The 22,229-nt window shown below is 43.7% G+C and carries 17 protein-coding genes, 1 pseudogene and 1 riboswitch; of the genes and pseudogenes, 12 read left to right on the top strand and 6 right to left on the bottom strand.

Annotated elements, in window-relative coordinates; genetic code table 11:
• Positions 1-6 precede the first annotated feature (6 nt).
• The 4 genes from AAAT87_RS01540 to AAAT87_RS01525 all read left to right on the top strand — a co-directional run bounded on the left by AAAT87_RS01540 (position 7) and on the right by AAAT87_RS01525 (position 3,531).
• Entirely contained in the window at positions 7-1,341 is a 1,335-nt protein-coding gene (locus AAAT87_RS01540; RefSeq protein ID WP_298531650.1) for an MFS transporter, read from the top strand.
• A gap of 227 nt (positions 1,342-1,568) precedes the next feature.
• Positions 1,569-2,537, top strand: coding sequence for an SPFH domain-containing protein (locus AAAT87_RS01535; RefSeq protein ID WP_117662731.1), 969 nt, complete (start codon positions 1,569-1,571; stop codon positions 2,535-2,537).
• A 6-nt stretch (positions 2,538-2,543) separates the two neighbouring features.
• Positions 2,544-2,786 (top strand): type II toxin-antitoxin system antitoxin, encoded by a 243-nt coding sequence (locus AAAT87_RS01530; RefSeq protein WP_294969060.1) that lies wholly within the window; start codon positions 2,544-2,546, stop codon positions 2,784-2,786.
• Entirely contained in the window at positions 2,776-3,531 is a 756-nt protein-coding gene (locus AAAT87_RS01525) for a hypothetical protein (protein WP_349225431.1), read from the top strand. Before AAAT87_RS01530 ends, AAAT87_RS01525 begins: the two co-directional genes overlap by 11 nt.
• A 29-nt stretch (positions 3,532-3,560) precedes the next feature.
• Here AAAT87_RS01525 and AAAT87_RS01520 read toward each other — a convergent pair whose 3' ends face one another.
• Together AAAT87_RS01520 and AAAT87_RS01515 are read right to left on the bottom strand one after the other, a co-directional pair.
• The gene (locus AAAT87_RS01520) at positions 3,561-3,974 is read right to left on the bottom strand and encodes a secondary thiamine-phosphate synthase enzyme YjbQ (RefSeq protein ID WP_006846346.1); all 414 of its coding nucleotides are present in this window, start codon (positions 3,972-3,974) and stop codon (positions 3,561-3,563) included.
• Positions 3,975-4,025: 51 nt separating this feature from the next.
• Positions 4,026-5,189, bottom strand: a complete 1,164-nt coding sequence (locus tag AAAT87_RS01515) for an AAA family ATPase (RefSeq protein WP_349225430.1) — start codon at positions 5,187-5,189, stop codon at positions 4,026-4,028.
• A gap of 255 nt (positions 5,190-5,444) precedes the next feature.
• A riboswitch (SAM-I-IV-variant riboswitch) is annotated at positions 5,445-5,556 on the top strand.
• Here AAAT87_RS01515 and AAAT87_RS01510 point away from each other — a divergent pair.
• Positions 5,556-5,837: a hypothetical protein gene (locus AAAT87_RS01510; RefSeq protein ID WP_298530555.1), complete on the top strand. Its 282-nt coding sequence runs from the start codon at positions 5,556-5,558 to the stop codon at positions 5,835-5,837. Its footprint overlaps the riboswitch before it by 1 nt.
• A 40-nt stretch (positions 5,838-5,877) precedes the next feature.
• On the opposite strand, the gene AAAT87_RS01505 is transcribed toward AAAT87_RS01510, so the two are convergent.
• Positions 5,878-6,732 carry a TIGR02452 family protein gene (locus AAAT87_RS01505; RefSeq protein WP_349225429.1) on the bottom strand — a complete coding sequence of 285 codons (855 nt, stop codon included), beginning with the start codon at positions 6,730-6,732 and terminating at the stop codon, positions 5,878-5,880.
• A 155-nt stretch (positions 6,733-6,887) separates the two neighbouring features.
• On the opposite strand from AAAT87_RS01505, the gene AAAT87_RS01500 reads away from it, so the two are divergent.
• The 7 genes from AAAT87_RS01500 to AAAT87_RS01470 all read left to right on the top strand — a co-directional run bounded on the left by AAAT87_RS01500 (position 6,888) and on the right by AAAT87_RS01470 (position 19,051).
• Positions 6,888-7,130: a hypothetical protein gene (locus tag AAAT87_RS01500; RefSeq protein ID WP_117586144.1), complete on the top strand. Its 243-nt coding sequence runs from the start codon at positions 6,888-6,890 to the stop codon at positions 7,128-7,130.
• 5 nt (positions 7,131-7,135) lie between these two features.
• Complete coding sequence (locus AAAT87_RS01495) at positions 7,136-7,354, top strand: DUF3791 domain-containing protein (protein ID WP_117586164.1); 219 nt, start codon at positions 7,136-7,138, stop codon at positions 7,352-7,354.
• The gene (locus AAAT87_RS01490; RefSeq protein ID WP_349225428.1) at positions 7,351-7,830 is read left to right on the top strand and encodes a DUF3990 domain-containing protein; all 480 of its coding nucleotides are present in this window, start codon (positions 7,351-7,353) and stop codon (positions 7,828-7,830) included. Before AAAT87_RS01495 ends, AAAT87_RS01490 begins: the two co-directional genes overlap by 4 nt.
• A 587-nt stretch (positions 7,831-8,417) precedes the next feature.
• Positions 8,418-11,318 carry an SNF2-related protein gene (locus AAAT87_RS01485; RefSeq protein ID WP_349225427.1) on the top strand — a complete coding sequence of 967 codons (2,901 nt, stop codon included), beginning with the start codon at positions 8,418-8,420 and terminating at the stop codon, positions 11,316-11,318.
• Positions 11,319-11,359: 41 nt separating this feature from the next.
• A complete protein-coding gene (locus tag AAAT87_RS01480) occupies positions 11,360-14,221 on the top strand; it encodes a site-specific DNA-methyltransferase (RefSeq protein ID WP_349225426.1) in 2,862 nt (953 codons plus the stop codon).
• A gap of 8 nt (positions 14,222-14,229) precedes the next feature.
• Positions 14,230-17,478 carry a DEAD/DEAH box helicase family protein gene (locus tag AAAT87_RS01475; protein WP_349225425.1) on the top strand — a complete coding sequence of 1,083 codons (3,249 nt, stop codon included), beginning with the start codon at positions 14,230-14,232 and terminating at the stop codon, positions 17,476-17,478.
• Positions 17,479-17,878: 400 nt separating this feature from the next.
• A complete protein-coding gene (locus AAAT87_RS01470) occupies positions 17,879-19,051 on the top strand; it encodes an MFS transporter (RefSeq protein ID WP_349225424.1) in 1,173 nt (390 codons plus the stop codon).
• Between the two features lie 108 nt (positions 19,052-19,159).
• Here the strand turns inward: AAAT87_RS01470 and AAAT87_RS15510 are convergent.
• The 3 genes and pseudogenes from AAAT87_RS15510 to feoB form a co-directional block, all read right to left on the bottom strand.
• Positions 19,160-19,246, bottom strand: a pseudogene (locus tag AAAT87_RS15510) (PD-(D/E)XK nuclease domain-containing protein); the annotation flags it as partial.
• Positions 19,247-19,351: 105 nt separating this feature from the next.
• The gene (locus tag AAAT87_RS01465) at positions 19,352-19,630 is read right to left on the bottom strand and encodes a hypothetical protein (RefSeq protein WP_349225423.1); all 279 of its coding nucleotides are present in this window, start codon (positions 19,628-19,630) and stop codon (positions 19,352-19,354) included.
• Between the two features lie 9 nt (positions 19,631-19,639).
• Positions 19,640-22,171: a ferrous iron transport protein B gene (gene feoB / locus AAAT87_RS01460; protein WP_349225422.1), complete on the bottom strand. Its 2,532-nt coding sequence runs from the start codon at positions 22,169-22,171 to the stop codon at positions 19,640-19,642.
• Positions 22,172-22,229: the final 58 nt, after the last annotated feature.

Below are 22,229 nucleotides of genomic sequence, written 5' to 3'. Positions count from 1 at the left end.
TGTAGAATGGGAACATTGAAAAATAGTCGGAATCCATGGGCTTGGATTCCGACACTCTACTTTGCGGAAGGACTGCCTAACGTTATCGTGACAGCCCTCTCTGTGGTTATGTATATGCAGTTGGGCTTGACCGATGCTGAGGTGGGTCTCTATACTGGATGGCTCGCCCTGCCTTGGGTTATCAAGCCTTTGTGGAGTCCTTTCATCGACTTGCTGAAGACCAAGCGCTGGTGGGTATTGACGATGCAGGCGCTCATCGGAGCAGCTCTTGCCGGAATCGCCTTTTCGCTGCCTACTGCCTTCTGGTTCCAGGCAACGATGTGTTTCTTCTTCCTCATCGCCTTCTGTAGTGCCACCCACGATATTTCGGCGGATGGTTTCTATATGATAGAGTTGGATGAGCATACGCAGACCAAGTTTGTGGGTTTGAGAAATACCTTCTATCGCCTTGCCATCATCTTCGTGAATGGATTCCTGGTGATGCTGGCTGGTGTTCTCCAGGTGCTGTTCCGTAACCAGATTCGCTTCTCATGGGCGCTTATCTTCTACGGATTGGCAGGTATCTTCATCGGATTGTGGCTCTATCATAGCCGGTTCATGCCGCGTCCGAAGGAGGATGTGCAGACCGATAGAACGGTGGGCGAAGTGGCGCACGAACTGAAGAATATGTTCCGCACCTTCTTTGTGAAATTCGGATTGGGAGAAACCATCTGTGTGATGCTCTTCCTCCTGCTCTATCGTTTCCCGGAAGCACTCTTGAATACGATGACCAAAACCTTCGTTCTTCGTCCTAATTCGCAGGGCGGACTGGGATTGTCTCCGCAGGAATATGGCTTTGCCAATGGTACTGTTGGACTGATCGGTTTACTGCTGGGTGGAATCATCGGTGGTATTCTGGTGAGTAGGGATGGTATGAAGAAATGGCTTTGGCCGATGGTTTGTGCCATTACCCTGCCTGATGTGGTTTACATCTATTTGAGTTACTCACTCAATAGCGACATCATCGTGGTTTCGAGCTGCCTCTTTATCGAGCAGTTCGGTTATGGTTTGGGCTTCACGGTTCTTACCCTTTATATGCTGTTCTATAGTCAGGGCAAGTTCAAGACATCCCATTATTCCATCTGTACAGGTATCTCTTATTTAGGTTTGATGTTGCCTGGTATGGTATCGGGATATCTGAAAGATATGGTAGGCTATCGCTTGTTCTTCATTATCGTGATGGCATGCTGCGCCATCACCTTCCTGGTTACCGCTTTCCTGAAGATAGATCCTGAGTTCGGAAAGAAAGAGAAGGAGATCAAGGAGGCAATAGAAGAGGAAGAAATGGAAGTGATAGAATAATATTTCTATAGAAGACAGAATCTATCTCTATGTGAAGATAGAAACTGTTTTCTATATATAAATAGGTGAAAATCTGAGAAAAGGTCGTTGGGTATCGTCCCAACGACCTTTTTACGTTAAAGTATTTGAAATCTTTTTCTTCTGCTCTTGTGATATCATTTTAATATCGTATATTTGCGATATCAAAATGATATCAACATTAATAACGTAATAAATAAAGTAAAATTATGGAGAATAAGGAATTTACGTATCAGGGAAAGACCTTGAATGGCATCCTGATGTTAGTGTTAAACATCATCGGCTTCCTGGCTGGAGTTGGCTTGTTTATATTTGCCTGCGTTTCGCAAGAAGGCTGGCTGGCAAATGTCTGTGGCGTTTGCGGCGTACTGCTTCTCATCCTGAGCATCATCTGCGTCTGCGGTTTCATCCTGGTGGAGCCGGGTCAGGCTCGCGTGTTGCTTTTCTTCGGTAAGTATCGTGGCACTTTTACAGAGCCGGGTTACTATTGGCTGAATCCGTTTATCAGTCAGAAGAAGCTTTCGCTTCGTGTGCGCAACCTCGATGCCGAACCTATCAAGGTGAATGACAAGACGGGTAATCCGATTATGATTGGTATGGTGCTGGTATGGAAACTGAAGGATACTTACAAGGCTATCTTCGAGATTGATACCCAGACCATGGCTGAGGGTTCTACGGGTCAGGCAGGCATCGGTGCTTCTGCTGCACAGATCATGAACATGCTGGGTCGCTTTGTCCAGATTCAGGCAGATGCCGCGCTCCGACAGGTAGCCGGACAGTATGCCTACGATGATGACGAGGGTGGAAAATCGAATCAGATTACGCTTCGAGATGGAAGTGATGAAATCAATAAGGAGTTGGAGGCTCGCATCGATGAGCGATTGGCAATGGCAGGTATCGAGGTAGTAGAGGCTCGCATCAACTATCTGGCTTATGCTCCGGAGATAGCAGCCGTGATGCTTCGTCGCCAGCAGGCTTCAGCCATCATCTCTGCTAGAGAGAAGATAGTAGAGGGTGCCGTGTCGATGGTGAAGATGGCATTGCAGAAGTTGAGCGATGAAGATGTGGTAGAGCTTGATGACGACAAGAAGGCTGCCATGGTCAGCAATCTGCTCGTAGTGCTCTGTGGCGATGATACCGCCCAGCCTGTAGTAAATACGGGAACATTGAATCATTAAAAAAGTATGGCTAAAAAGGAAACAAATACGAAGAGTTTTATATTGCGCATTGATTCGGAAACGATGGGTGCCATTGAAGCGTGGGCGGAGGATGAGTTCCGCTCAACCAACGGCCAGCTGCAATGGATCATCGCCGAAGCGCTGCGCAAGGCTGGCAGACTGCCGAAGAAAAAGAAGGCTGCATCAATGAAATCAAAGGAAGAAGATGAACCAAATCAAATAGAAGAGAAGAAGAAAGATGAAGAATAAAATATTTAATTTTGTGCTTGATTTATTCAAGAATGGCGATGAAGAAGAGCCAGCTGGCATCTTTGCGCAAGTCAAGATTTATCGTTCTACAAGTGCCAGGGTCTTTGAATTTATTGTAGGAATCCTGGTTCTTGCCATGTGGCTGCTCACCATCAGGAATGTCATTCATGCCACATCTGATGATTTGCCTTATCTTCTTCTGTTGGCTGGAATGGGTACTTCTTTCCCTATCGCTTGTTTGCTTCACAGCTATCATCCAAAGGCCAATGACTTTCCTTTCGTCAAGATAGTCAATGCCCGACAGGTATATTACCTGTCCCTGTTGGGTCGCTATGCAGCTTTATGGTCAGCCCTCTTCTGGTTATGGATTAGTTGTATGGATTTTATCGGAAGTGAGCCTGTATTTGTGGGTGGAGTGATCGTTTGCTGTGTTCTTTTATGTCTGAACTGTGTATTTTTTATCTATAAGATATACCAGTTGAGAAACCTGGTAGAAGTAGAGGATCCTGAGCCAGCTATCAAAAACGAGAAACTCTTGACCATCGGTGTGTTGGTATTGACGATGGTTTTAGGTTTTGCGATGCATCTCCTGCCTATTTGGGATTGTATGCCAAAGATATTAAGTGGATTTTTAAGAGGAATCCTCGTCATAGCAATGGTTGTCGGCATCGTCTGGGTATGCAAGAGATACTTCGGCCTTTTCCGTGAAATAGATAAAGACGCCTCCGATTCATCCAGGAAATAGAGGCGTCTCCGATTCGTCGCAACGGTTATTTATTCCCCGATAATCGTTGCGATGAGGTGTCGGCTTCCGCCTCCCTCTCTGAATTCACAGAGGTAAATCCCCTGCCATGTACCAAGGTTCAGTCTGCCATTGGTAATAGGAATGGTGAGTGATACGCCTACCATGCTCGATTTGGCATGCGCTGACATATCCGTAGGTCCTTCATCCTGATGCAGATACCTTGGGTCGCCATCCGGAACCAGTCTTTCGAAGATACCCTTTAAATCATGTCTCACATCAGGGTCGAAGTTCTCGTTCAGCGACAATCCGCAGCTGGTATGTCTTACGAAGAGATTCAGTATCCCCGTCTTAGGCAGCGCCGGCAAGTTCCTCATCACCTCGTTGGTTACGAGGTGAAAGCCGCGAGGAAGCGGGCGCAATGAAAATTCAACTTGCTGTATCATATTCTTCTTTTTGTTTATATTCTTATTCTTTATACTTCTATCTTCAGTATTTTATAATTCCTTCTTCAGCCATTCACCGAAGAACTTATCGTATAGTTCGTAAGTTCCATCCGTCTCCGTAACAAAATCTTTCTCCAATAATCCCTTGATACCACCTTGTACAAAACTGGCGGAAGGAAGATTGTGCTTCTTGATGAATGCCGATGACATGATGTTTTGAGCCTTGCCAGCGTTGCAGATGGCTAAGAGAAGTTCCTTTTGCTTGGCTGGCAACTGGAAAAGAAGGGCTTCATAGGCAAAAGCACTTTCGTCTATAATCGAGTTGAGCGCCAGTTCCATCATCTTATCATCGGCCAGTTCCCTCGTCTTGTCATCAGCCTTTTCCATCATCTTGTCATCAGCCTTTTCCGTGAGCGAGAAAATCTTATTGAGCATCCTTTGCAGATACCAGGTGATGCCGTCAAAACGGTCGTATATTCGATAAATGGTTTCTCGTTTGATATGCTTCTGTCTTTCCTCGAAAAGACGAGTAGCGAAGTCGGCATACACCTCTCTATCAATAGCTTTCAGTGTTTTGATGGAGGTGCTCTGGTAGAAAGGACGGGCATGGCTCAAGAACATTTCCGACATCATATTGCGCTGAGATCCGGCAAAGATGAAACTGGCATTATGGCAGTGCTGGATGTAGGTGCGCAGTATGGCTTCCACATTAGCTTCTCTATAGCTGCTGATAGTTTGGAATTCATCAATGGCCACGATGCAAGGCTTATCTGCGCTCTCCAGATAAAGGAAAATTTCATCGAGCGTTGTGGTTGGACTGGTGATTTCTCCCAAATCTACTCCCCACGAAGGTACGCCATTCATATCGAAGCTGATGGATGAACGGAGTGAGTGGAGGCAGTTAAGAAAATGTTCCACTACTTTGGTGCCTTTAGGTTTCAGACTTTGCAGAATACTTCTGCCTAGTTCCTGAATGAAGTCGGCTAGGGTTTTCGTAGCATAAATATCTACAAGAAATGTATAGTATTTATCCTTGATTTCTTCCTGAGCATAGACGTGTTGCACCAACCCTGTCTTGCCGATTCTTCTAGGTGCAATCAGGGTGATGTTATTGCCATTCTTGATTTCTCTTATCAAGTCGATGGTTTCCTTTTCTCTATCACAGAAGTAAGCGTCGGATATGTATCCTCGCAGAATAAACGGATTCTCTATCATTGTATGTTATCTTCTTTATTGTCTTTGAATAGTCTTATATCTTTCTGATAATCATAGTGCAAAGATAATTATAATTTTATTATTATGATACTATTATAATGCAAATATAGGAAAGTTTAACCATTTAAGGATTTCTCTTCCTTGCTATCTGCTACCCCGAAAAAACTTCTTCTTTAGAAGAAGGAAAAAAACAGGAAAAAATAATCCCGAAAAGATTTGGTGGTTTCAGAATAATGATGTACTTTTGCACCCGAAATCAAGCATTAAGAGTTGCCCAGTTGCGGCACACCAACCGAGTTTCGCATAGAGATAACCACGGTGGTAAAAGAATGTGTAAGTGTTTAACAACTTAAAATAATTATCTTTATGAATCCAAATTCAGATTTAAAGAACAATGAGAGTGTAATGGCAGCTAATGCCGAGTCATCAACAATTAAGACAGCTGATGCCGAGTCTTCAGCTGTTGATGCAGGTTATGCCGAGTCAAGAATTTCAGAGTATGCAGCCCGTTTTGCCGCTTACAGCGATGAGCATTTGAAGCAGACCGTGGATCACGAGCGCAAGGTTCGTGGTTGGGGCAGCGAGCGCAGTTACTTCCTCGCCGCCTTGCGAGGTGAGTGCGAGAAGCGAGGCATTGATTACTGCTAATCAAGCCCCATCTGTGTAAATCTGTGAAATCTGTGGGAGTTTATGACTTGAATTCCTCGATGAAGGGTTGCAGGTTTCCACCTCTTGGCGAGTTATGGTCTTCAAGGATGGCGAAGGCGATGAGCTTGTACTTGTCCTTGAACTCCTTCTCGTCGATGACTTCGTGAAACAGTCTTGCGATATGTTTCGGAGGATTGTGGAAGGCACCGCAACCGAATGCACCGAGCACGATGCTGTCGTGTCCGTTCTGCAAACCGATACGCAGCATCGTCCTCATTTTGTTTTTCGTCAGTGCGGCATCTTCTTCGCAGATGTTCCCGTCTCTATCTAAATCAGGATGATTGATGGCCGCTACTGCCACGAACGACATATAATAAGGAGTATCGAGCAAGGCAAAGTCATCCTTAGCTCCAGCCCTGAACACGGTAGCGTCTGGCACATAGATGCCTCCGAATCTCACAGGCATCGGATACTGGAACTTGCTTTTCTCCAAACCGTAATCCTCGGCATATTCTGCATAACGATACATAGAGAGAAAGAGGTTGGTGCTGCGGAAGAGGCTCTCTTCCTGAGCCCGGCTTCCGTTCTTCACGCCACCGCCCGGGTTGCGACGGCTTGCCAGGTTGAGAACCACGGGATTGTATCCTTCCTGTTGCAACTGATGGCCACAATGGATGCTGTCGTCATTCTTCACAATAATCTTGGTGGAACCTTCTGCAAGGGTAGGTATGTTTGAAGCATCCAGTGGCTTGGTATAGAATCTGCTTCCCTTCAGCATCTTCGTGTTGTCGGGCAGTTTCACTTCCTCCCCATTCTCAGATGTGTAATGTCCCTTCAGTACAATATCTATAGTTTGCTGATACACGTCAGCCAGTTGTCTTCTGTCGTTTATCATGATTTCTTCTGTTTATTTTGTTTGTGTCACTAAAAATCCATTCTTTTTGGCAAAATTATAAGTTTTCTTTGTATTCTCCAAACTTTTATATATAAAATATGTGGTATTCTCGATATTTCTTTGTAAATTTGCCCACAAAAGAAAAATATATAATTATGGAAGGACAAACAAAACTTTCTGCCGGACAGATAGGCATATTGATTAATGCCCGTATCAAAGATATGGCAATGTGGCTGATGGAAGACTTCAAGTATTCTCTTGAAGAAGCTTTAGATTGTGTTTATAATTCAGAGTTATTCGAGAAACTTCAGGATTTAGAGACAGGGCTATATTATCAGAGTTCTGGCTACAACTATGAGTTGCTGAAGGAGGAAATTAAATATGGAAAGGTAGGTTGAGAATTATGGAATTAGAAAGTAAGACTTATTACATTATATATTGTGTGAGCCAATTTGCACAGCGGTTTGGCATATCTTTGAAGCAATCCTATGCTTATCTGAAAAGGCATAAGGGATTGGATTTTTTGTATGAATGTTATGGAGCGGAGCATCTTCTTTCTTTAGATGATGCAGTGGATGATTTGGCTGTTATTTGTCATAGGCATGGAGGGGCTTTGGTATGATAGAGTTGTATCATGGATCCAATCTGTTTATAGACAAGATTGATTTTACTAAGTGTAAGCCTTATAAGGATTTTGGGCAAGGTTTTTATCTGACGGATATTTTTCCGCAGGCAATGGAGATGGCAATCAAGCGAACTCGTATTGTTGGCTCAGGTTCTCCTGTCGTAACAAAATTCTTGTTTGACGAGAAACTGTTGATTGATGGAAGTCTGAAAGTGTTGACTTTTGATAGTCCATCAATAGAATGGGCAAAATTTATCTTAGCTAACCGTAAAAGAAGTAAGGATAAATTTATTCATGACTATGATGTTGTGGTCGGTCCCGTTGCTGATGATGGTGTCGCTTTTCAATTGGAAAGATATTTGTATGGAGGACTGACTTTAGAGCAACTTGCAAAAGAGTTGACCTACAGAAAGCTGAATCGCCAGTATTTTTTCGGTACAGAGAAGGCTATAAGTTATCTTCAGCAGATTTGATATGTGTCGTATAGATTCATTAAGAGTCTGAGCAAGAAGCAGAGAGAGGATTATATGATTATGGATGACCAGTATTTCTCCTTTGATGCTTCAAGTAAAATTTACTCGGTAAAAGATATTTTGAGGTATTAAGTTGCATATTTCATTTATTTTTTGTAACTTTGCCCTCGAAAAGGGGGAGAGGTTGCCCTAGGGGGCTACTCCCTTGTAACATAAGTTGAACAAATAAAATAGAAAAATAAGAAACAGAAAGAATAAACTTTAGACATATAATATAATAATATACAAGCGTTTACGATTATTTGGAGTCTCTTGAAATTTGGCGATTGATAATTGAGTCCACGTAATAGATAAAAGTGAATGCTCACGCTCATAAGGCGTGAGCTAAACTTATCTATGTGGACAGGTCACGCCAAATACCTTAGAGACTGATAAGTGAGGCTTACGCCTTTCTTATATAGTTTCGCCAACAAGGTATTTGTCTCTTCTGTATTGTTTTAGTAAGCCTGGAAGTTTCCCCAAGCATAGCAAAAATGTGACCTGCTAATTCCGATAAAGTTTACGCTCATAATCCCTTATAAGCGACGATGAAACAGGAAATCCCTTATTCATCTGCGCAGCTCTTGTATTATGCCTGGCAGTTGTCACGTAATAGGGGTGGTGCGGATGATGATAAGTTGACGGGTGTCTTGTCGGAGGCACGTGTCGATCTGAACCCCCATCAGGTGATGGCGGCTCTTTTTGCATTCCAGTCTCCTTTCTCCAAAGGTGTTATCCTTGCCGATGAGGTGGGATTGGGAAAAACGATAGAGGCTGGTATTGTTATCAGCCAGTTTTGGGCTGAACGTAAGCGTCGTATCCTCATCGTTGCTCCAGCTACCCTTCGCCGACAGTGGAGCATGGAGCTGGAGGAAAAGTTCTTTTTGAATTCTTTTATTCTCGAAAAGAAAAAGGGGATTTCTTTAGACCATCTTTCCGATGGCAAGCAAATCTATATCTGCTCTTATCAGTTTGCTTCCAGACAAGCCGAAATCTTGTCGCGCACTCATTGGGACCTGGTGGTTTATGATGAGGCTCATAAACTACGCAACGTTTATAAGTCAACCCCTTCGATGGCTTCCCGTCTGAAATCCGCTTTTTCTGATAGTCATAAACTCCTCCTTACCGCCACTCCGCTTCAGAATAATATTGAGGAATTATATGGTCTGGTAAGTATCATCGATGACCATTACTTTGGTGACTTGAAGAGTTTCAAGGCTCAGTATTGCTATAGTAACAAAAACGATGATATTGCTTTTGGTGATCTTCGCAGGCGTCTTCGTCCCATCGTGCATCGCACGCTTCGCAAACAGGTTACGGAGTATGTAAAATATACTTCCCGTATCCCGATGGCGCAGGAATATTATCCTGCCGTTGAAGAGCAGAAACTCTATAATCAAATCAGCGAGTATCTTCGCCGTGATGATACTTACGGATTACCAACCAGTCAACGTCAGTTGATTACGCTGATATTCCGCAAACTCATGTCTTCATCAACCTTTGCCATCGGCTATACGCTCAAAACGCTTATCGATCGTTTGCAGACCAAGATTGCTCCTTATTCAGCAGATAAACCGCAAGGCTGGTATGGGGAAGATGGAAAAATAGCTATGGTTGCCGAAGATATGTTGGGCGATGATTGGGATGAATGGAATGAGCAGGATGAGAACGAACAGGAAGGAGAAATCCTTACTTCCGATGAGATAGAAGGTATCAAGGATGAAATCAAGGAACTCCAACGTCTATATGATCTTGCCAATAGTATCAGTAGTAATAAAAAAGGTGATTGCCTCTTGTCGGCACTCCATACCGGCTTTCAGAAGATGGAAGAGTTGGGAGCCAACCGCAAAGCATTGATATTTACGGAAAGTACCCGTACCCAGCTCTATCTGAAACAGCTTTTAGAGGAGAATGGTTATATGGGCAAGATAGTACTTTTCAATGGTTCCAATAATGATGAAACTTCCCGGAAGATATATAAGGCATGGAAAGAGCGGAATATAGGCACATCAGCCTTAACCCCTTCTTTGTCGGCAAACAAGCGCCAGGCTATTGTAGATTATTTCAGAGACGAAGCCGAAATCATGATTGCTACCGAGGCGGCATCAGAAGGTATCAACCTTCAGTTTTGTTCACTTATAGTGAATTATGATTTGCCGTGGAATCCTCAAAGGGTGGAACAGCGCATAGGTAGATGCCATCGTTATGGACAGAAAAATGATGTTGTGGTTTTCAACTTCATCAACAAGGCAAATGCAGCTGATGTGCGTGTGTTCCAACTGCTTTCTGAGAAATTCCATCTCTTTGATGGTGTCTTCGGTTCCAGTGATGAGGTGCTGGGCAGCATCGAGTCGGGGGTTGACTTCGAGAAGCGGATGCTCAACATCTATCAGCAGTGCCGTACTCCTGAAGAAATCAATGCAGCCTTCGACCAGATTCAGCAAGAGATGGATGCAAGTATCAAGGCAACGATGCAAGATACGCGCAAGCAACTGCTTGAAAACTTTGATGAGGATGTGGTGGGATTGCTGAAGATTCGCCAAGGCAAGGATATGGGAAATCTGAATAAGTTCCATCGCTGGCTTTGGACGATAACCATTGCTACGCTTGGTAAGGAGAATGTAGAAGTAGTAGATGAAACCAATCTCGTCTTTCGCTTGAAGCACAATCCTTATCCTGATGTGGCAGCAGAATGTGGCATGTATCAGATAACGACGCTGCAATCGCAATACATCAATTATCGTTTGTCGCATCCTTTGGCTCAAAAGGTCATTGCCTTGTGTAAGCAGAATGAGCAAAGCCAGCAGAATCTCCTCTTCGATTATAGCCTATATCGTTATAAGGTGGCAGATATAGAACAATGTGCTTATGAAAGTGGATGGCTTCAGGCTCATCTTGTTTCTTTTATATCCGAAGGACAACAGGAACAGCACATTGTGCTGACGGCACTTGCGGAAGATGGAACGGCTTTGGGTCAGGAGTTTGCTGAAAAACTATTGAATGTTCCAACGATAAGTACCGGAAATGTTCTTGTGCAGGAGGAAGCAAGCCAGAAGTTGGCTTCCCTGTATGATAACCGGCGAGCAGCCTTGACCGTTCAGATAGAAGAACGAAACAAGGCTTTGCTTGATGCCGAAATTCAGCATATCGAGAAATGGGCAGAAGACCAGCAGCTCACTTTGGAGAATGAACTGAAAGACATCAAGGCTAAAATCAAGGAGAAGAAAAGATTGTTGAGTCGTTCGGAGAATGCACAGCAAACATTGACCCTGGAGAAGGATTTGAATACCCTTACTCGTCAGCAGAAGCGTAAGCGAGCCGAAATCTTTGAACTTGAAGATGAGATAGAGGAGAAGCGAGACGGAATGATAGACAAAGTGAAGGCATTTATCCAGCAGCATATTACGGAAGCAGAACTCTTCTGCGTGCATTGGACTTTAAAGAAATGAAACGGAATCAAAGCAAAAAGAATATAACTAAGAAATAAACAATGACACAATACGAACAGAAATTTAGAGATATACTTGCAGAAATACTGCAACTCGACCAAGCCGAACTCGACTTTGGTATATATCGCATTATGAATCAGAAGCGTAAGGATATCGAGGCGTTCTTGAACAATCGCCTTGTTCCTGAAGTTACCAAGATTTTGAAGGCTCAAACTGCTGCAGGAACTGATATTTCTGCCATGGAGAATGAGGTGTTTTCTCATTTGGCTAAATTCTTTAGCCGTTATTATGAGGGTGGCGATTTTATCTCTAAACGTCGCTATAAGGACGATGCCTATGCCATTCCTTATAGCGGTGAGGAAGTGAAGTTGTATTGGGCTAATGCCGACCAGTATTACATCAAGACTTCTGAGTATTTCAAGAATTACTCGTTCGTGTTGCCGACCAGCCGTCGTAAGGTACACTTTGTTCTTCGTGATGCGGATACAGAGCAGAACAACAACAAGGCTGCCAACAATATGGAGCGCCGTTTCCAACTTTGTGAAGAGGACTGTATCGCAGAGGAAGATGGTGAGCTAAACATCTTCTTTACTTATGAGTTGATGCCGAAGACTACCAAGCAGGATGCACTTGTCAAGGATGCTGAGGCTAAGATTATTTCTTCGTTTGCAGAAGAAAAATATGCCGACTTTGCAGAGTTGGTTAATGAAAAGGTGCCAACAGAAAAGAATAAGGAACGCACTTTGCTGATGAAGCATCTGCAAGACTATACGGCAAAGAACAATTTTGATTATTTCATCCACAAAGACTTGGGCGGTTTCCTTCGTAGAGAACTTGATTTCTATATCAAAAACGAGGTGATGTTTTTGGATGATTTGGATGCCATTCATATCATGGAGCATTTGGCACAAGTGAAAGCCATCAAGTTGGTAGGAGAGAAGATTATCACCTTCCTTGCCCAGCTCGAAGACTTCCAAAAGAAGTTGTGGCTCAAGAAAAAGTTTGTAGTCGGTTGTGATTATTGTATCACACTCGACCGAATTCCTCGTACCCTTTACCCAGAGATTATTGCTAATGATGAGCAGCGTAAAGAATGGGTTCGCCTCTTTGCCATCGATGAAATCAAAGGGGATATGATGACCGAGGGCTATAGTGAGCCATTAACAGAAAAGTTCCTGGAAGACAATCCTTTCCTTGTACTTGACACCAAGTTCTTTAGTGCCGAGTTCAAGCATAAACTCGTGGGAAGTATGGAGAAAGTTGATGAGGAGTGTAATGGATTGTTGATTAATAGTGAGAACTTCCAGGCTCTGGAATTGTTGCAGGAGAAGTATCGTGAGACTGTGAAATGTGTATATATTGACCCGCCTTATAATACTGGTTCCGATAATAGTTTCTCTTATAAGGATAATTATCAGCATTCGTCTTGGGCTTCTATGATGAATGATAGGAGTCGCTTGATTAGGAATATGATGTCAATGTTGTCAACTTTATGGGTTAGTACAGATGATGGGGAATATGCTAATTTGAAGCAAAATCTAGACAATGTATTTGCTCCAGAGAACTTTGTCTCGGATATTATTTGGAATAGTCGTAAATCTGTGTCTAATGATGCGTTAGTGTCTGGTGCGATAAATCACACAACAGTATTTTCGAAGAATATGGATTTGCTTAAAGCTAATAAGGTAGATTTTAAGGTTGAGGCAAATGAAGAAGGTTTTATTAATCCAGATAATGACCCAAATGGTCCTTGGAAGTTAGACCCTATGGATGCACCAGGTATTCGTGTGAACCTATCTTATGGAATAACTAATCCACAAACAGGTCAAACGTTTTATCCTCCACAAGGAAGGTGTTGGCGTTTTGAAGAAAAGGATGTACTACGTCTGATGGAAGAAGGACGCATATTATTTGGACGGAAAGGTACAACGAAACCTGCTTTCAAGCGATATAAATCAGAAGCCTTGGCTAAAGGTGATACTATCACATCTTTATGGGATGATGTAAAAACTACAGCGGAAGGGACGAAGTTGTTACTGAATATATTTGGTTCTTCATTACCGAAGGAATTTATTGACGGAATAAAGCCAAAGCCTGTAGAATTTGTTAATAAAATAGTTAATGTATCAACGAAAGATGATGGCTTAGTAATGGATTGCTTCTGTGGTTCTGGAACAACAGGGCATGCTGCTATTATTCAAAATAGAAAAGGAAAAAAACATAAATACATTTTATGTGACGTCAATTATTATTTTGATATACTTCCAAAGCCTCGCATGGAAAAAGTAATCTATTCCGAGGATTGGAAGGATGGCAAGCCAATTTCCCGTAAAGGCATTTCTCAATGCTTCAAGTACATCCGTCTGGAGCAATATGAGGATACCCTAAATAACTTGCAGCCGAAGAACCAGCGACTCGACTTCGATAACGAGAATGGCAAGGGAGATTTCGAGGAAACCTATTTCCTTCGTTATATGCTCGATACAGAAACCAAGGGAGATCTCTTCAACCTGGAATGGTTTAAGAACCCGTTTGCCATGTCTATCAAGACAACCAAGGATAATGAGTTGGTAGATACCCATGTTGATATGGTGGAAACCTTCAACTACCTTATCGGTCTGAATGTAGAGACGCTCCGTTATCCTAAGGATGGCTACTGTGTGGTGGAAGGAACTACCCATATCGGCAATGAGCGAACTCTCGTGATTTGGAGAAACTGCAACAAGGTGAGCAACGAAGACTTGAATGAATTCTTCCGTAAGCAAGCCTACTGCACCACAGACTCAGAGTTCGATAAGATTTATGTAAATGGTGATAATACATTACCGAATATCAAGACGGATGAGGAGCATTGGAAAGTAGTACTCATTGAGGAAGAATTTAAGAAAAGAATGTTTGAATAGGTCTTATTATGGCTAAGAAAATACAGAAGAAAGGAAAACTGCAGCAGGCACTGGTCCTGTTTCATTATCTCTTGCAGCTGTTTGGCTGTAAGGACTTGGAGGCTTTGTCTCGTGACCTCAAGGATCCAGCATACGAAGGATTGAATGATGACCACGAGTCAAAACTCTATCATGAGCTTTGTCATAAGCTCTATGCAACAGGTCCTTTGTCCATAGAACAGTTGTACTTTTACGACCAGCATATCGTGAAGTTTACTGATGAGATTAACGAGAAGCGAAGTGAACCTATCAAGTGGAAGTACTTCCAGTATCTATCCCTCTTGTTCACGGAAATCTATCTCGACCAGTATTTCAGTAATCCGCAGGCACTTTGCGACAACCTGAATCGTTTTCTGCATGATGACTTCAATCATCGTGCAGAAACCTGGCATGAGTTGCCCGACTTTACGGTTGATGACTTGAATAAGTTGGCTTATTGGAATGCAACAGGTTCGGGCAAGACTCTGCTGATGCATGTCAACATCAAGCAATATCAGGAGTATGCCAGGATTCATCATGCCAAAAAACTCAACCGCATCATCGTATTGACTCCGAATGAAGGATTGAGCCGTCAGCATTATGAAGAGTTGAAGGCTTCTAATATGGATGTTGTTATGTTCAGCAAGCAAGGTGTTGGTGGTTTGTTTCAAGGCAAGGCTGTAGAAATCATCGACATCAATAAATTGGCAGATAAGGATGGAGATAAAACGGTAGCAGTTGAGGCTTTCGAGGGCAACAACCTGGTATTGGTAGATGAAGGTCACAAAGGTTCCAGTGGCGATGTCTGGATGGGGTATCGTCAGAAACTGACTGAGGAAGGCTTCTCTTTTGAGTATTCCGCTACCTTTGGTCAAGCCATTTCTGCAAAGAGTAATGCCAAAGACCGGAAGGCGATGTTCGACCAATATGGTAAGGCAACACTTTTTGATTATTCCTATCGTTATTTCTATGCCGATGGATATGGCAAGGATTACCGTATCATGAATATGAACGACTGGAATGATGATGATCTGCTCAATATGTATCTTACAGCATATTTGCTATGTCTTTATGAACAGACTAAAATCTATCAGAGTGATATGCGGATTCATAACAGGTTTCTGGTGGAGAAGCCATTGGGAATATTTGTGGGAAGTAGCGTGAAGGCTGTGAGTAAGGAAAATAAGAATCAGGTATCGGATGTAACTCAGATACTCTTGTTCTTGCAGGATTTTATCCGGAATCGTACAGAGTTTTCAGGTTATATCCGTCGTTTGCTCAGTTCGGAAGATGGATTGAAAACAAAGAATGGTTATTCTGTATTTGGCAACTCTTTCCTGGCGCTTAAAGGTGGTTATCTCGTAGAAGATGACAAACAGAAGTTTGCCGAGAACATCTACGATGCTATCCTGCGGGATCTTTTCCACTCCAATATCCATGGTACCCAACTTCATATCGACCTTCAAAAAGGAGGTTTTGAGGAGATTGGATTGAGAGTAGGAAGTACTAAGGATTATTTCGGAGTCATCAATGTGGGAGATGGTAAGGAATTGCTGAAACTCTTGCAGGATAAAGGATTCCTTTGCGAAACGAAAGCATTCGGAACTTCCAGCCTCTTCAACAATATCAATTCTCAAGATTCAACCGTCAACATCCTGATTGGTTCCAAGAAGTTTACTGAGGGATGGAGCAGTTGGCGAGTTTCCGTGATGGGTCTGATGAATGTGGGACGCAGCGAAGGTTCTGAGATTATTCAGCTTTTCGGTCGTGGTGTTCGTCTGAAGGGATACAAGTATTCGCTGAAGCGAAGCAAGATGCTGGATGCCTGCTATCAGGACGAGATGATTCCAAAGAATTTGTCAACCATAGAGACTCTGAATATCTTTGGCGTGCGGGCTGATTATATGGAAGCCTTCAAGGCATATTTGGAGGATGAAGGTTTGCCAACCAATGAGATAGACTATGAGAAGATTGTTATCAAAACCATTAAGTCAGTTGATTTAGACGCTCTTCATCTTTCATTGCCGAAAGTCGTGGATGGCTATAACTTCAAGAAGTCTGCCGTAGTGGAACCTGCCGATGAAAGCCTGATGAAAAAGGTGAATGTAAAACTGGACAAATATCCAAAGGTGGATTTGCTGAGAAGCAAGAATGTTCAAACTGCTAATGCTGCAAGTCGCTATATTGGTGTTTTGGACCAGGAGCATCTGAATTGGATAGACTGGACGGAAGTGTTCTTTGCCTTGCAGGGTATGAAGGCAGAGCGAGGTTGGTATAATCTGGAATTGCGATTGGAAGACTTGAAGTATCTGATGGCAAATCCTTCCTGGTACGAATTGTCAATTCCTGAAGACCGTTTGAACTTTCATGATTTTGGAAAGAATGTGGAGTTGTGGCAGGATGTTACAATCAGTCTGCTCCGTGGCTATATGGATATGGCTTACAAGAAGGCTAAGTCGAAGGAAGAGCAAAAGCATCTGAAGGAGACGCGCGTTACCTATTATAATATAGGTATGCCTGATGAATATGAAATAGAGGTTCGAAACGACCTGCTTAATGTGGTGGATTATTTGAAAATGTTGCAGGCGCAGGTGGAAGCCAATGAATTTGGTAAAGACTTAGTTCTTGATGCTCCTTATTTCAAGGCTTTGAATGTGGAGGAACATCTGTATAAGCCTTTGGTTTTCCTTGCAGAGAAAGATGTCAATGGTAATCGTCCTTATGTAGATGTTGTAACTGGTGAGCCAACGTTGAAGGTGTCTCCTGTGGCATTAAACTTAGGAGAACAGAACTTTGTTACTTCCTTCCGTGAATATTGTAAGGTTCATCAAGATGATGTGCTGGCTGGCAAGCAGGTTTATCTGCTTCGCAATGAGAGCAAGAGGGGATTGGGTTTCTTTGATGCAAACAACTTCTATCCTGATTTTATCTTATGGATATTGGATGGAGAGAAGCAATACATCACCTTCATCGACCCGAAAGGTATTCGCAATCTTAAAGGATTGGAGGATGATAAGATTCAACTATTCAAGTATTTACAGACAGATGTGGCTTCTCAATTAGGCAACGCTCACCTGATGTTGAACAGTTTCATTATCAGCAATACACCAATGGAGCAAGTGGAGTTTTGGTTGAAGAATCCATTTGATAAAGGTGAATTCCAAAAGAATCATGTGCTGTTTAAGGATGATAAAGGCTATCTGGAAACGATGGTTGATATGATTTTGCAGTATATATAGAAAAAGTTTTTTCTAATTTAATGCCATATCTACCACGCTGATGTGTAAGTGATTGATACAGATAGAATAATGGGTGGCAATAAGGTGCTTTCTTATTGCCACCTATTGCCACACAGATATGTTCTGATATATGACGCAAGTACTTACGATATTTAGAAGACGCAAGGCAATGCAGAAAGTTGCTGCATGACGAGTGCCAGGGTAATCATTGTTTGTTTCTTCATTGCTAGTTTGTTTTTAATTCTTTTTCTGAGTGCAAAGGTACGTCAAAAATCTCATGCCGAGCTATATTTTTTGTTCAAATATCACTCTTTTTCTGCTTTTTTTTGTAATTTTGCAGCCGCAAATAAAATAGGTATATATAAAAAATAGGTATATATAAATAAAGGTATTAATAGGGATGACGGTAAGTTTGAATCACTTGGGAGATTTAGCCCGCAAGCGAGTGGCTGTTGCGGCTTATTATTTTGTGCCGGGAGTGGTGTTTGCCAGTTGGGCAAGCCGTATTCCGGATGTAAAACAGATGTTGCACTTGAGCAACGGACAGCTGGGAACGGTGCTTTTCGCCATTCCCATCGGCCAGCTTCTGATGATGGCTTTTTCGGGCGTTTTGGTGAATAAGTTTGGCAGCAAGAAGATGATTCTGCTTGCTGAGGTGCTCTATGCTTTCGTGTTGTTCTGTATGGGAAGCAGCAGTACGGTGTTCCAGCTGATTCTTTCTCTGATGGCTTTCGGAATGATGGCAAATCTGATGAATATCGCTACCAATACGCAGGCTTGTCTGGTGGAGAAAATGTATGGGCGCAACATCATGTCGTCGTTTCATGGTCTGTGGAGTTTGGGCGGATTCTCGGGCGGTATCATTGGAGCCGTCTTTGCCAATACCCTGCTTCCGATAGAGGTTCACTTTGGAGCTGTCTTGGTGATGAGTCTTCTCATTATCGCCTTCGGATTCAGATATCTGGTAGATGATGCTACGGCAAAGGCTGAAGAGGAGGATGTTCCGAAGTTCTCTTTCAAGACCATTGACCCGATTCTGTTTCTCCTGGGATTGATGGGATTTGCCGGCATGTTCTGTGAAGGAACTGTTTACGATTGGAGTGGTGTATATTTCTCATCAGTAGTAAAACCTGATGAGGCTTGTATCCGTGCGGGCTATGTGGCAGGCATGGGAGCGATGACTCTGGGCAGATTCCTTGCCGATGGCTTTGTTACGAAATATGGTCCAGCCAGGGTGTTGAAGGTTTGTGGTGGTTTGATATTGGGCGGTTTGTGGCTGGCTGCCGCCTTGCCTTATCTGATTCCTGCCACCTTGGGCTTCCTGCTGGTAGGTTTCGGCATTTCTTCATCGGTGCCTATCTGTTACAGCATCGCAGGAAAACTCGGAACCATCAAGGCGAGCATTGCCATCACCATCGTTTCGAGCATCAGCTTCTTCGGTTTCCTTGTAGGACCACCGGTTATCGGATGGCTTGCTGAGGCTACCGGTCTCCGCATCGCCATCAGCATTGCCGCCTGCCTGGGTCTGATGATAGCGTTTGTTGCCGCAAAGGTTGGAAAGAGAATATCTTGAATGAGATGAATGTCTTGAAAATGAGATGAATATCAGAATAAAAAACCGTGGATGCTTCCATACATCCACGGTTTTTCTTATAAATGGTGTTTTTATAACTTATGTTTCTTACACTTCTTCGCAAACCACAATTTCTGTGCCTTTATACACCACGATAATCTTATGCAGCTGCGTGTTTTTGATAGCAGAAGTTACCACTTCGCTTTCTGCCCTTAATGGTAATTGTTTCTGCCCTTAATGATAATTGTTTCTGCCCTTAATGATAATTGTTTCTGCCCTTAATGATAATTGTTTCTTTTCTTAATGGATTTCTATGTTCAACACTGCTGAATGTAAGTTCAACACTGCTGAACATAAGTTCAACACTGCTGAACATAAGTTCAACACTGCTGAACATAAGTTCAACACTGCTGAACATAGATTTCTGTTAGGGACAGAAACATTTTTCTTATGGCTTACCAAGAATTTTCCTGCTTCTCCTGCTTTTTCCGGCAGGTAAGAACGGCCTTCATTCTTATGAGCAACAAACAAAAAGGGTGTGACTAATCGACTAGTCACACCCTTTTTGTTTGAATTCATGTTGTTATATTAGATAAACAAGCTTCCTATCTGGAAGACCAGGGCTGATACTACCCATGCCAATAGCGTGGTGTAGCCGGCGGCGAAGCCTGCCCATTTCCAACTGCCTGTCTCTCCCTTGATGGCTGCTATCGTGGCGATGCAAGGGAAGTAGAGCAATACGAAGAGGAGGAAGCAATAGGCGGTGAGCGTTGCCTTCGCTGCTGCCTCGGCATCGCTGTAACCGTAGGTCTTCTTCAAGTCAGATGTCATCTGCTTCTTCAAAACCTCGTATTTTCCGTCTTCATCGTTGTAATCCTGATCGTCAGAGAAACTGTCGTTGTTGCTGTAGAGTACGCCCATCGTTGAGGCTACAATCTCCTTGGCACCCACACCGGATACCAGACCCACATCCAGTTTCCAGTCGAATCCCTGTGGGGTAAAGATAGGCTCGATGGTCTTACCGATTCTGCCGATATAGCTCTGCTCCTGCTGTGCCTGGGTATCAAGTTCCTCATTGTGAGGGAAGTAGCCCAAAGCCCAGACGATGATACTTGCCACGAGGATGATGCCACCCATCTTCTTCAGATACTGCTTACCCTTTTCCCAGGTATGGCGGCCTATTGCCTTCCAGGTAGGGAAGCGGTAAGGAGGCAGCTCCATTACGAATGGGGTATCTTCGCCCTTCACCACGAAACTGGCAAAGATTCGGCTCAGAATCACGGCTAGGAAGATGCCGATGAGATAGAGCGATACCATGATGAGCGAACTGTATTGGATGGCAAAGAACGTTCCGATGACCATGATGTAGATTGGCAGACGAGCAGAACAGCTCATCAATGGCAATATCAGCATCGTTATCAGACGGGAACGGTGACTCTCGATGGTTCTTGTTGCCATCACGGCAGGTACGTTACATCCGAATCCCATAATTAGCGGAATGAATGATTTGCCATGCAGGCCCATCTTGTGCATCAGCTTATCCATGATGAAGGCTGCACGAGCCATATATCCCGAATCCTCCATATAAGAGATGAAGAAATACAGAATCAGAATCTGTGGCAGGAACACGATCACGGCACCTACACCACCAATCACACCATCTACCAGCATATCCTTAACAGGTCCGTCCGGCATCGTATTGCTGATGAACTCGCCCAGCCATGCCACGCCGACCTCAATCCATCCCTTAGGAATCTCGCCCAGTACGAAGGTGGCTGAGAACATGATGAACAGTAGGAGAACGAAGATAGGGAAGCCTACATATTTATTGGTCAGGATGCTGTCGATGAGGTGGGTTACCTGATAGGTATCCTTCGCCTTGCCCGGTTCATAGCCTGCTTCCTGCAATGCGCCATGGATAAAACCGTATTTGGCATCCATGATGGCGGTTTCACTATCCTCCTGGCTCTCTTCCTTCACACGTTTGGCTGCCTCATCACGGGCTGCGAAGATTTCCTTGGCCGATTTCAGATGACTAACGTATTCCTCAGCGTGCTTATCATTCTCCAACAACTTGATGGAGAGGTAACGAGTAGAGTAGCGCTGGCGGATGGAATCATCTGCCTTCAGATATTTCTGGATATGTTCGATGCCGTGCTCTATCTCATGTCCGTGGTTGATGTGGATATGGCGATAGTGAGCGCTGGAATCTTCCTTGCCTTCGTAGAGTTCGATGATGGTTTCGAAGAGCTTGTCCACGCCTCGACCATTGGTGAAGACGGTAGGAATCATCGAGATACCGAAGAGTTCGCCCAGTTTGTCGTAGTCGATGTTATCACCACGTTTTTCGGTTTCATCAAACATGTTGAGGGCACAGACCATGCGGATGTGCATGTCTATCAACTGGGTAGTGAGATAGAGGTTGCGCTCCAGGTTGCTGGTGTCGATGACGTTGATGACGATATCCGGCGTATGCTCGATGAGCTGCTTGCGCACATAGAGTTCTTCCGGAGAATAGGCAGAAAGGGAATAGGTGCCCGGCAAATCTACCAGGTTGAAGTGATAGCCGTTGTATTCGGCTTCGCCCACCTTGGCATCCACGGTTACGCCGCTGTAGTTGCCCACACGTTCGTGAGCACCCGATGCGAAGTTGAAGAGGGAAGTCTTTCCGCAGTTTGGATTTCCCACCAGTGCCACGTTGATGACGCGGTGGAGTCTTTCTGCTTTCTGTTCTGCCAAGGCTTCGTTGCTGGCAGAGTCTTTTCTTTCAGCCACGAGCATCTTGTCGCCGAGTGCCTGCTCGTCGCTATCGTTGGAATCTACTACTTTAGAGCCAATTACCTGCTGGCGGTCTTCTTCTTCCGCCTTGCAGAGCTGTGCATCATGCTTGGCTTCCTCGATGGAAACCACTTCGATATGGTCAGCTTCGCTGTGTCGGAGTGACACCTCGTAACCCATAATCTTGTATTTCACAGGGTCCTGGAGTGGGGCGTTCAGGAGCACATCTACCTTCTTGCCCTTGATGAATCCCATCTCGATGACTCTCTTTCTGAAGCCACCGTGTCCTGAAACCTTGACGATAACGGCGCTTTCACCTGTTTTAAGTTCTGATAATTTCATATATCTTTCCTTGAATTAACCTTATTTTCTCTAGAAACTGGCTTTATTGCCAGCTCTT

Origin of the sequence: Segatella sinensis, assembly GCF_040095255.1 — a bacterium.
In the GTDB taxonomy this organism is placed as follows: domain Bacteria; phylum Bacteroidota; class Bacteroidia; order Bacteroidales; family Bacteroidaceae; genus Prevotella; species Prevotella sinensis.
Note: the sequence above shows the minus strand (reverse complement) of the source record. Positions and strands in the feature narration are given on the sequence as shown.

Bases quoted from the DNA above. Each gene is read 5' to 3' on its own strand.
- AAAT87_RS01480 (WP_349225426.1), top strand. From the start codon at position 11,360: ATGACACAATACGAACAGAAATTTAGAGATATACTTGCAGAAATACTG.
- AAAT87_RS01500 (WP_117586144.1), top strand. From the start codon at position 6,888: ATGGAAGGACAAACAAAACTTTCTGCCGGACAGATAGGCATATTGATT.
- AAAT87_RS01490 (WP_349225428.1), top strand. From the start codon at position 7,351: ATGATAGAGTTGTATCATGGATCCAATCTGTTTATAGACAAGATTGAT.
- AAAT87_RS01535 (WP_117662731.1), top strand. From the start codon at position 1,569: ATGGAGAATAAGGAATTTACGTATCAGGGAAAGACCTTGAATGGCATC.
- AAAT87_RS01475 (WP_349225425.1), top strand. From the start codon at position 14,230: ATGGCTAAGAAAATACAGAAGAAAGGAAAACTGCAGCAGGCACTGGTC.
- AAAT87_RS01495 (WP_117586164.1), top strand. From the start codon at position 7,136: ATGGAATTAGAAAGTAAGACTTATTACATTATATATTGTGTGAGCCAA.
- AAAT87_RS01470 (WP_349225424.1), top strand. From the start codon at position 17,879: ATGACGGTAAGTTTGAATCACTTGGGAGATTTAGCCCGCAAGCGAGTG.
- AAAT87_RS01465 (WP_349225423.1), bottom strand. From the start codon at position 19,630: ATGAATTCAAACAAAAAGGGTGTGACTAGTCGATTAGTCACACCCTTT.
- AAAT87_RS01505 (WP_349225429.1), bottom strand. From the start codon at position 6,732: ATGATAAACGACAGAAGACAACTGGCTGACGTGTATCAGCAAACTATA.
- feoB (WP_349225422.1), bottom strand. From the start codon at position 22,171: ATGAAATTATCAGAACTTAAAACAGGTGAAAGCGCCGTTATCGTCAAG.
- AAAT87_RS01510 (WP_298530555.1), top strand. From the start codon at position 5,556: ATGAATCCAAATTCAGATTTAAAGAACAATGAGAGTGTAATGGCAGCT.
- AAAT87_RS01525 (WP_349225431.1), top strand. From the start codon at position 2,776: ATGAAGAATAAAATATTTAATTTTGTGCTTGATTTATTCAAGAATGGC.
- AAAT87_RS01520 (WP_006846346.1), bottom strand. From the start codon at position 3,974: ATGATACAGCAAGTTGAATTTTCATTGCGCCCGCTTCCTCGCGGCTTT.
- AAAT87_RS01540 (WP_298531650.1), top strand. From the start codon at position 7: ATGGGAACATTGAAAAATAGTCGGAATCCATGGGCTTGGATTCCGACA.
- AAAT87_RS01485 (WP_349225427.1), top strand. From the start codon at position 8,418: ATGAAACAGGAAATCCCTTATTCATCTGCGCAGCTCTTGTATTATGCC.
- AAAT87_RS01530 (WP_294969060.1), top strand. From the start codon at position 2,544: ATGGCTAAAAAGGAAACAAATACGAAGAGTTTTATATTGCGCATTGAT.
- AAAT87_RS01515 (WP_349225430.1), bottom strand. From the start codon at position 5,189: ATGATAGAGAATCCGTTTATTCTGCGAGGATACATATCCGACGCTTAC.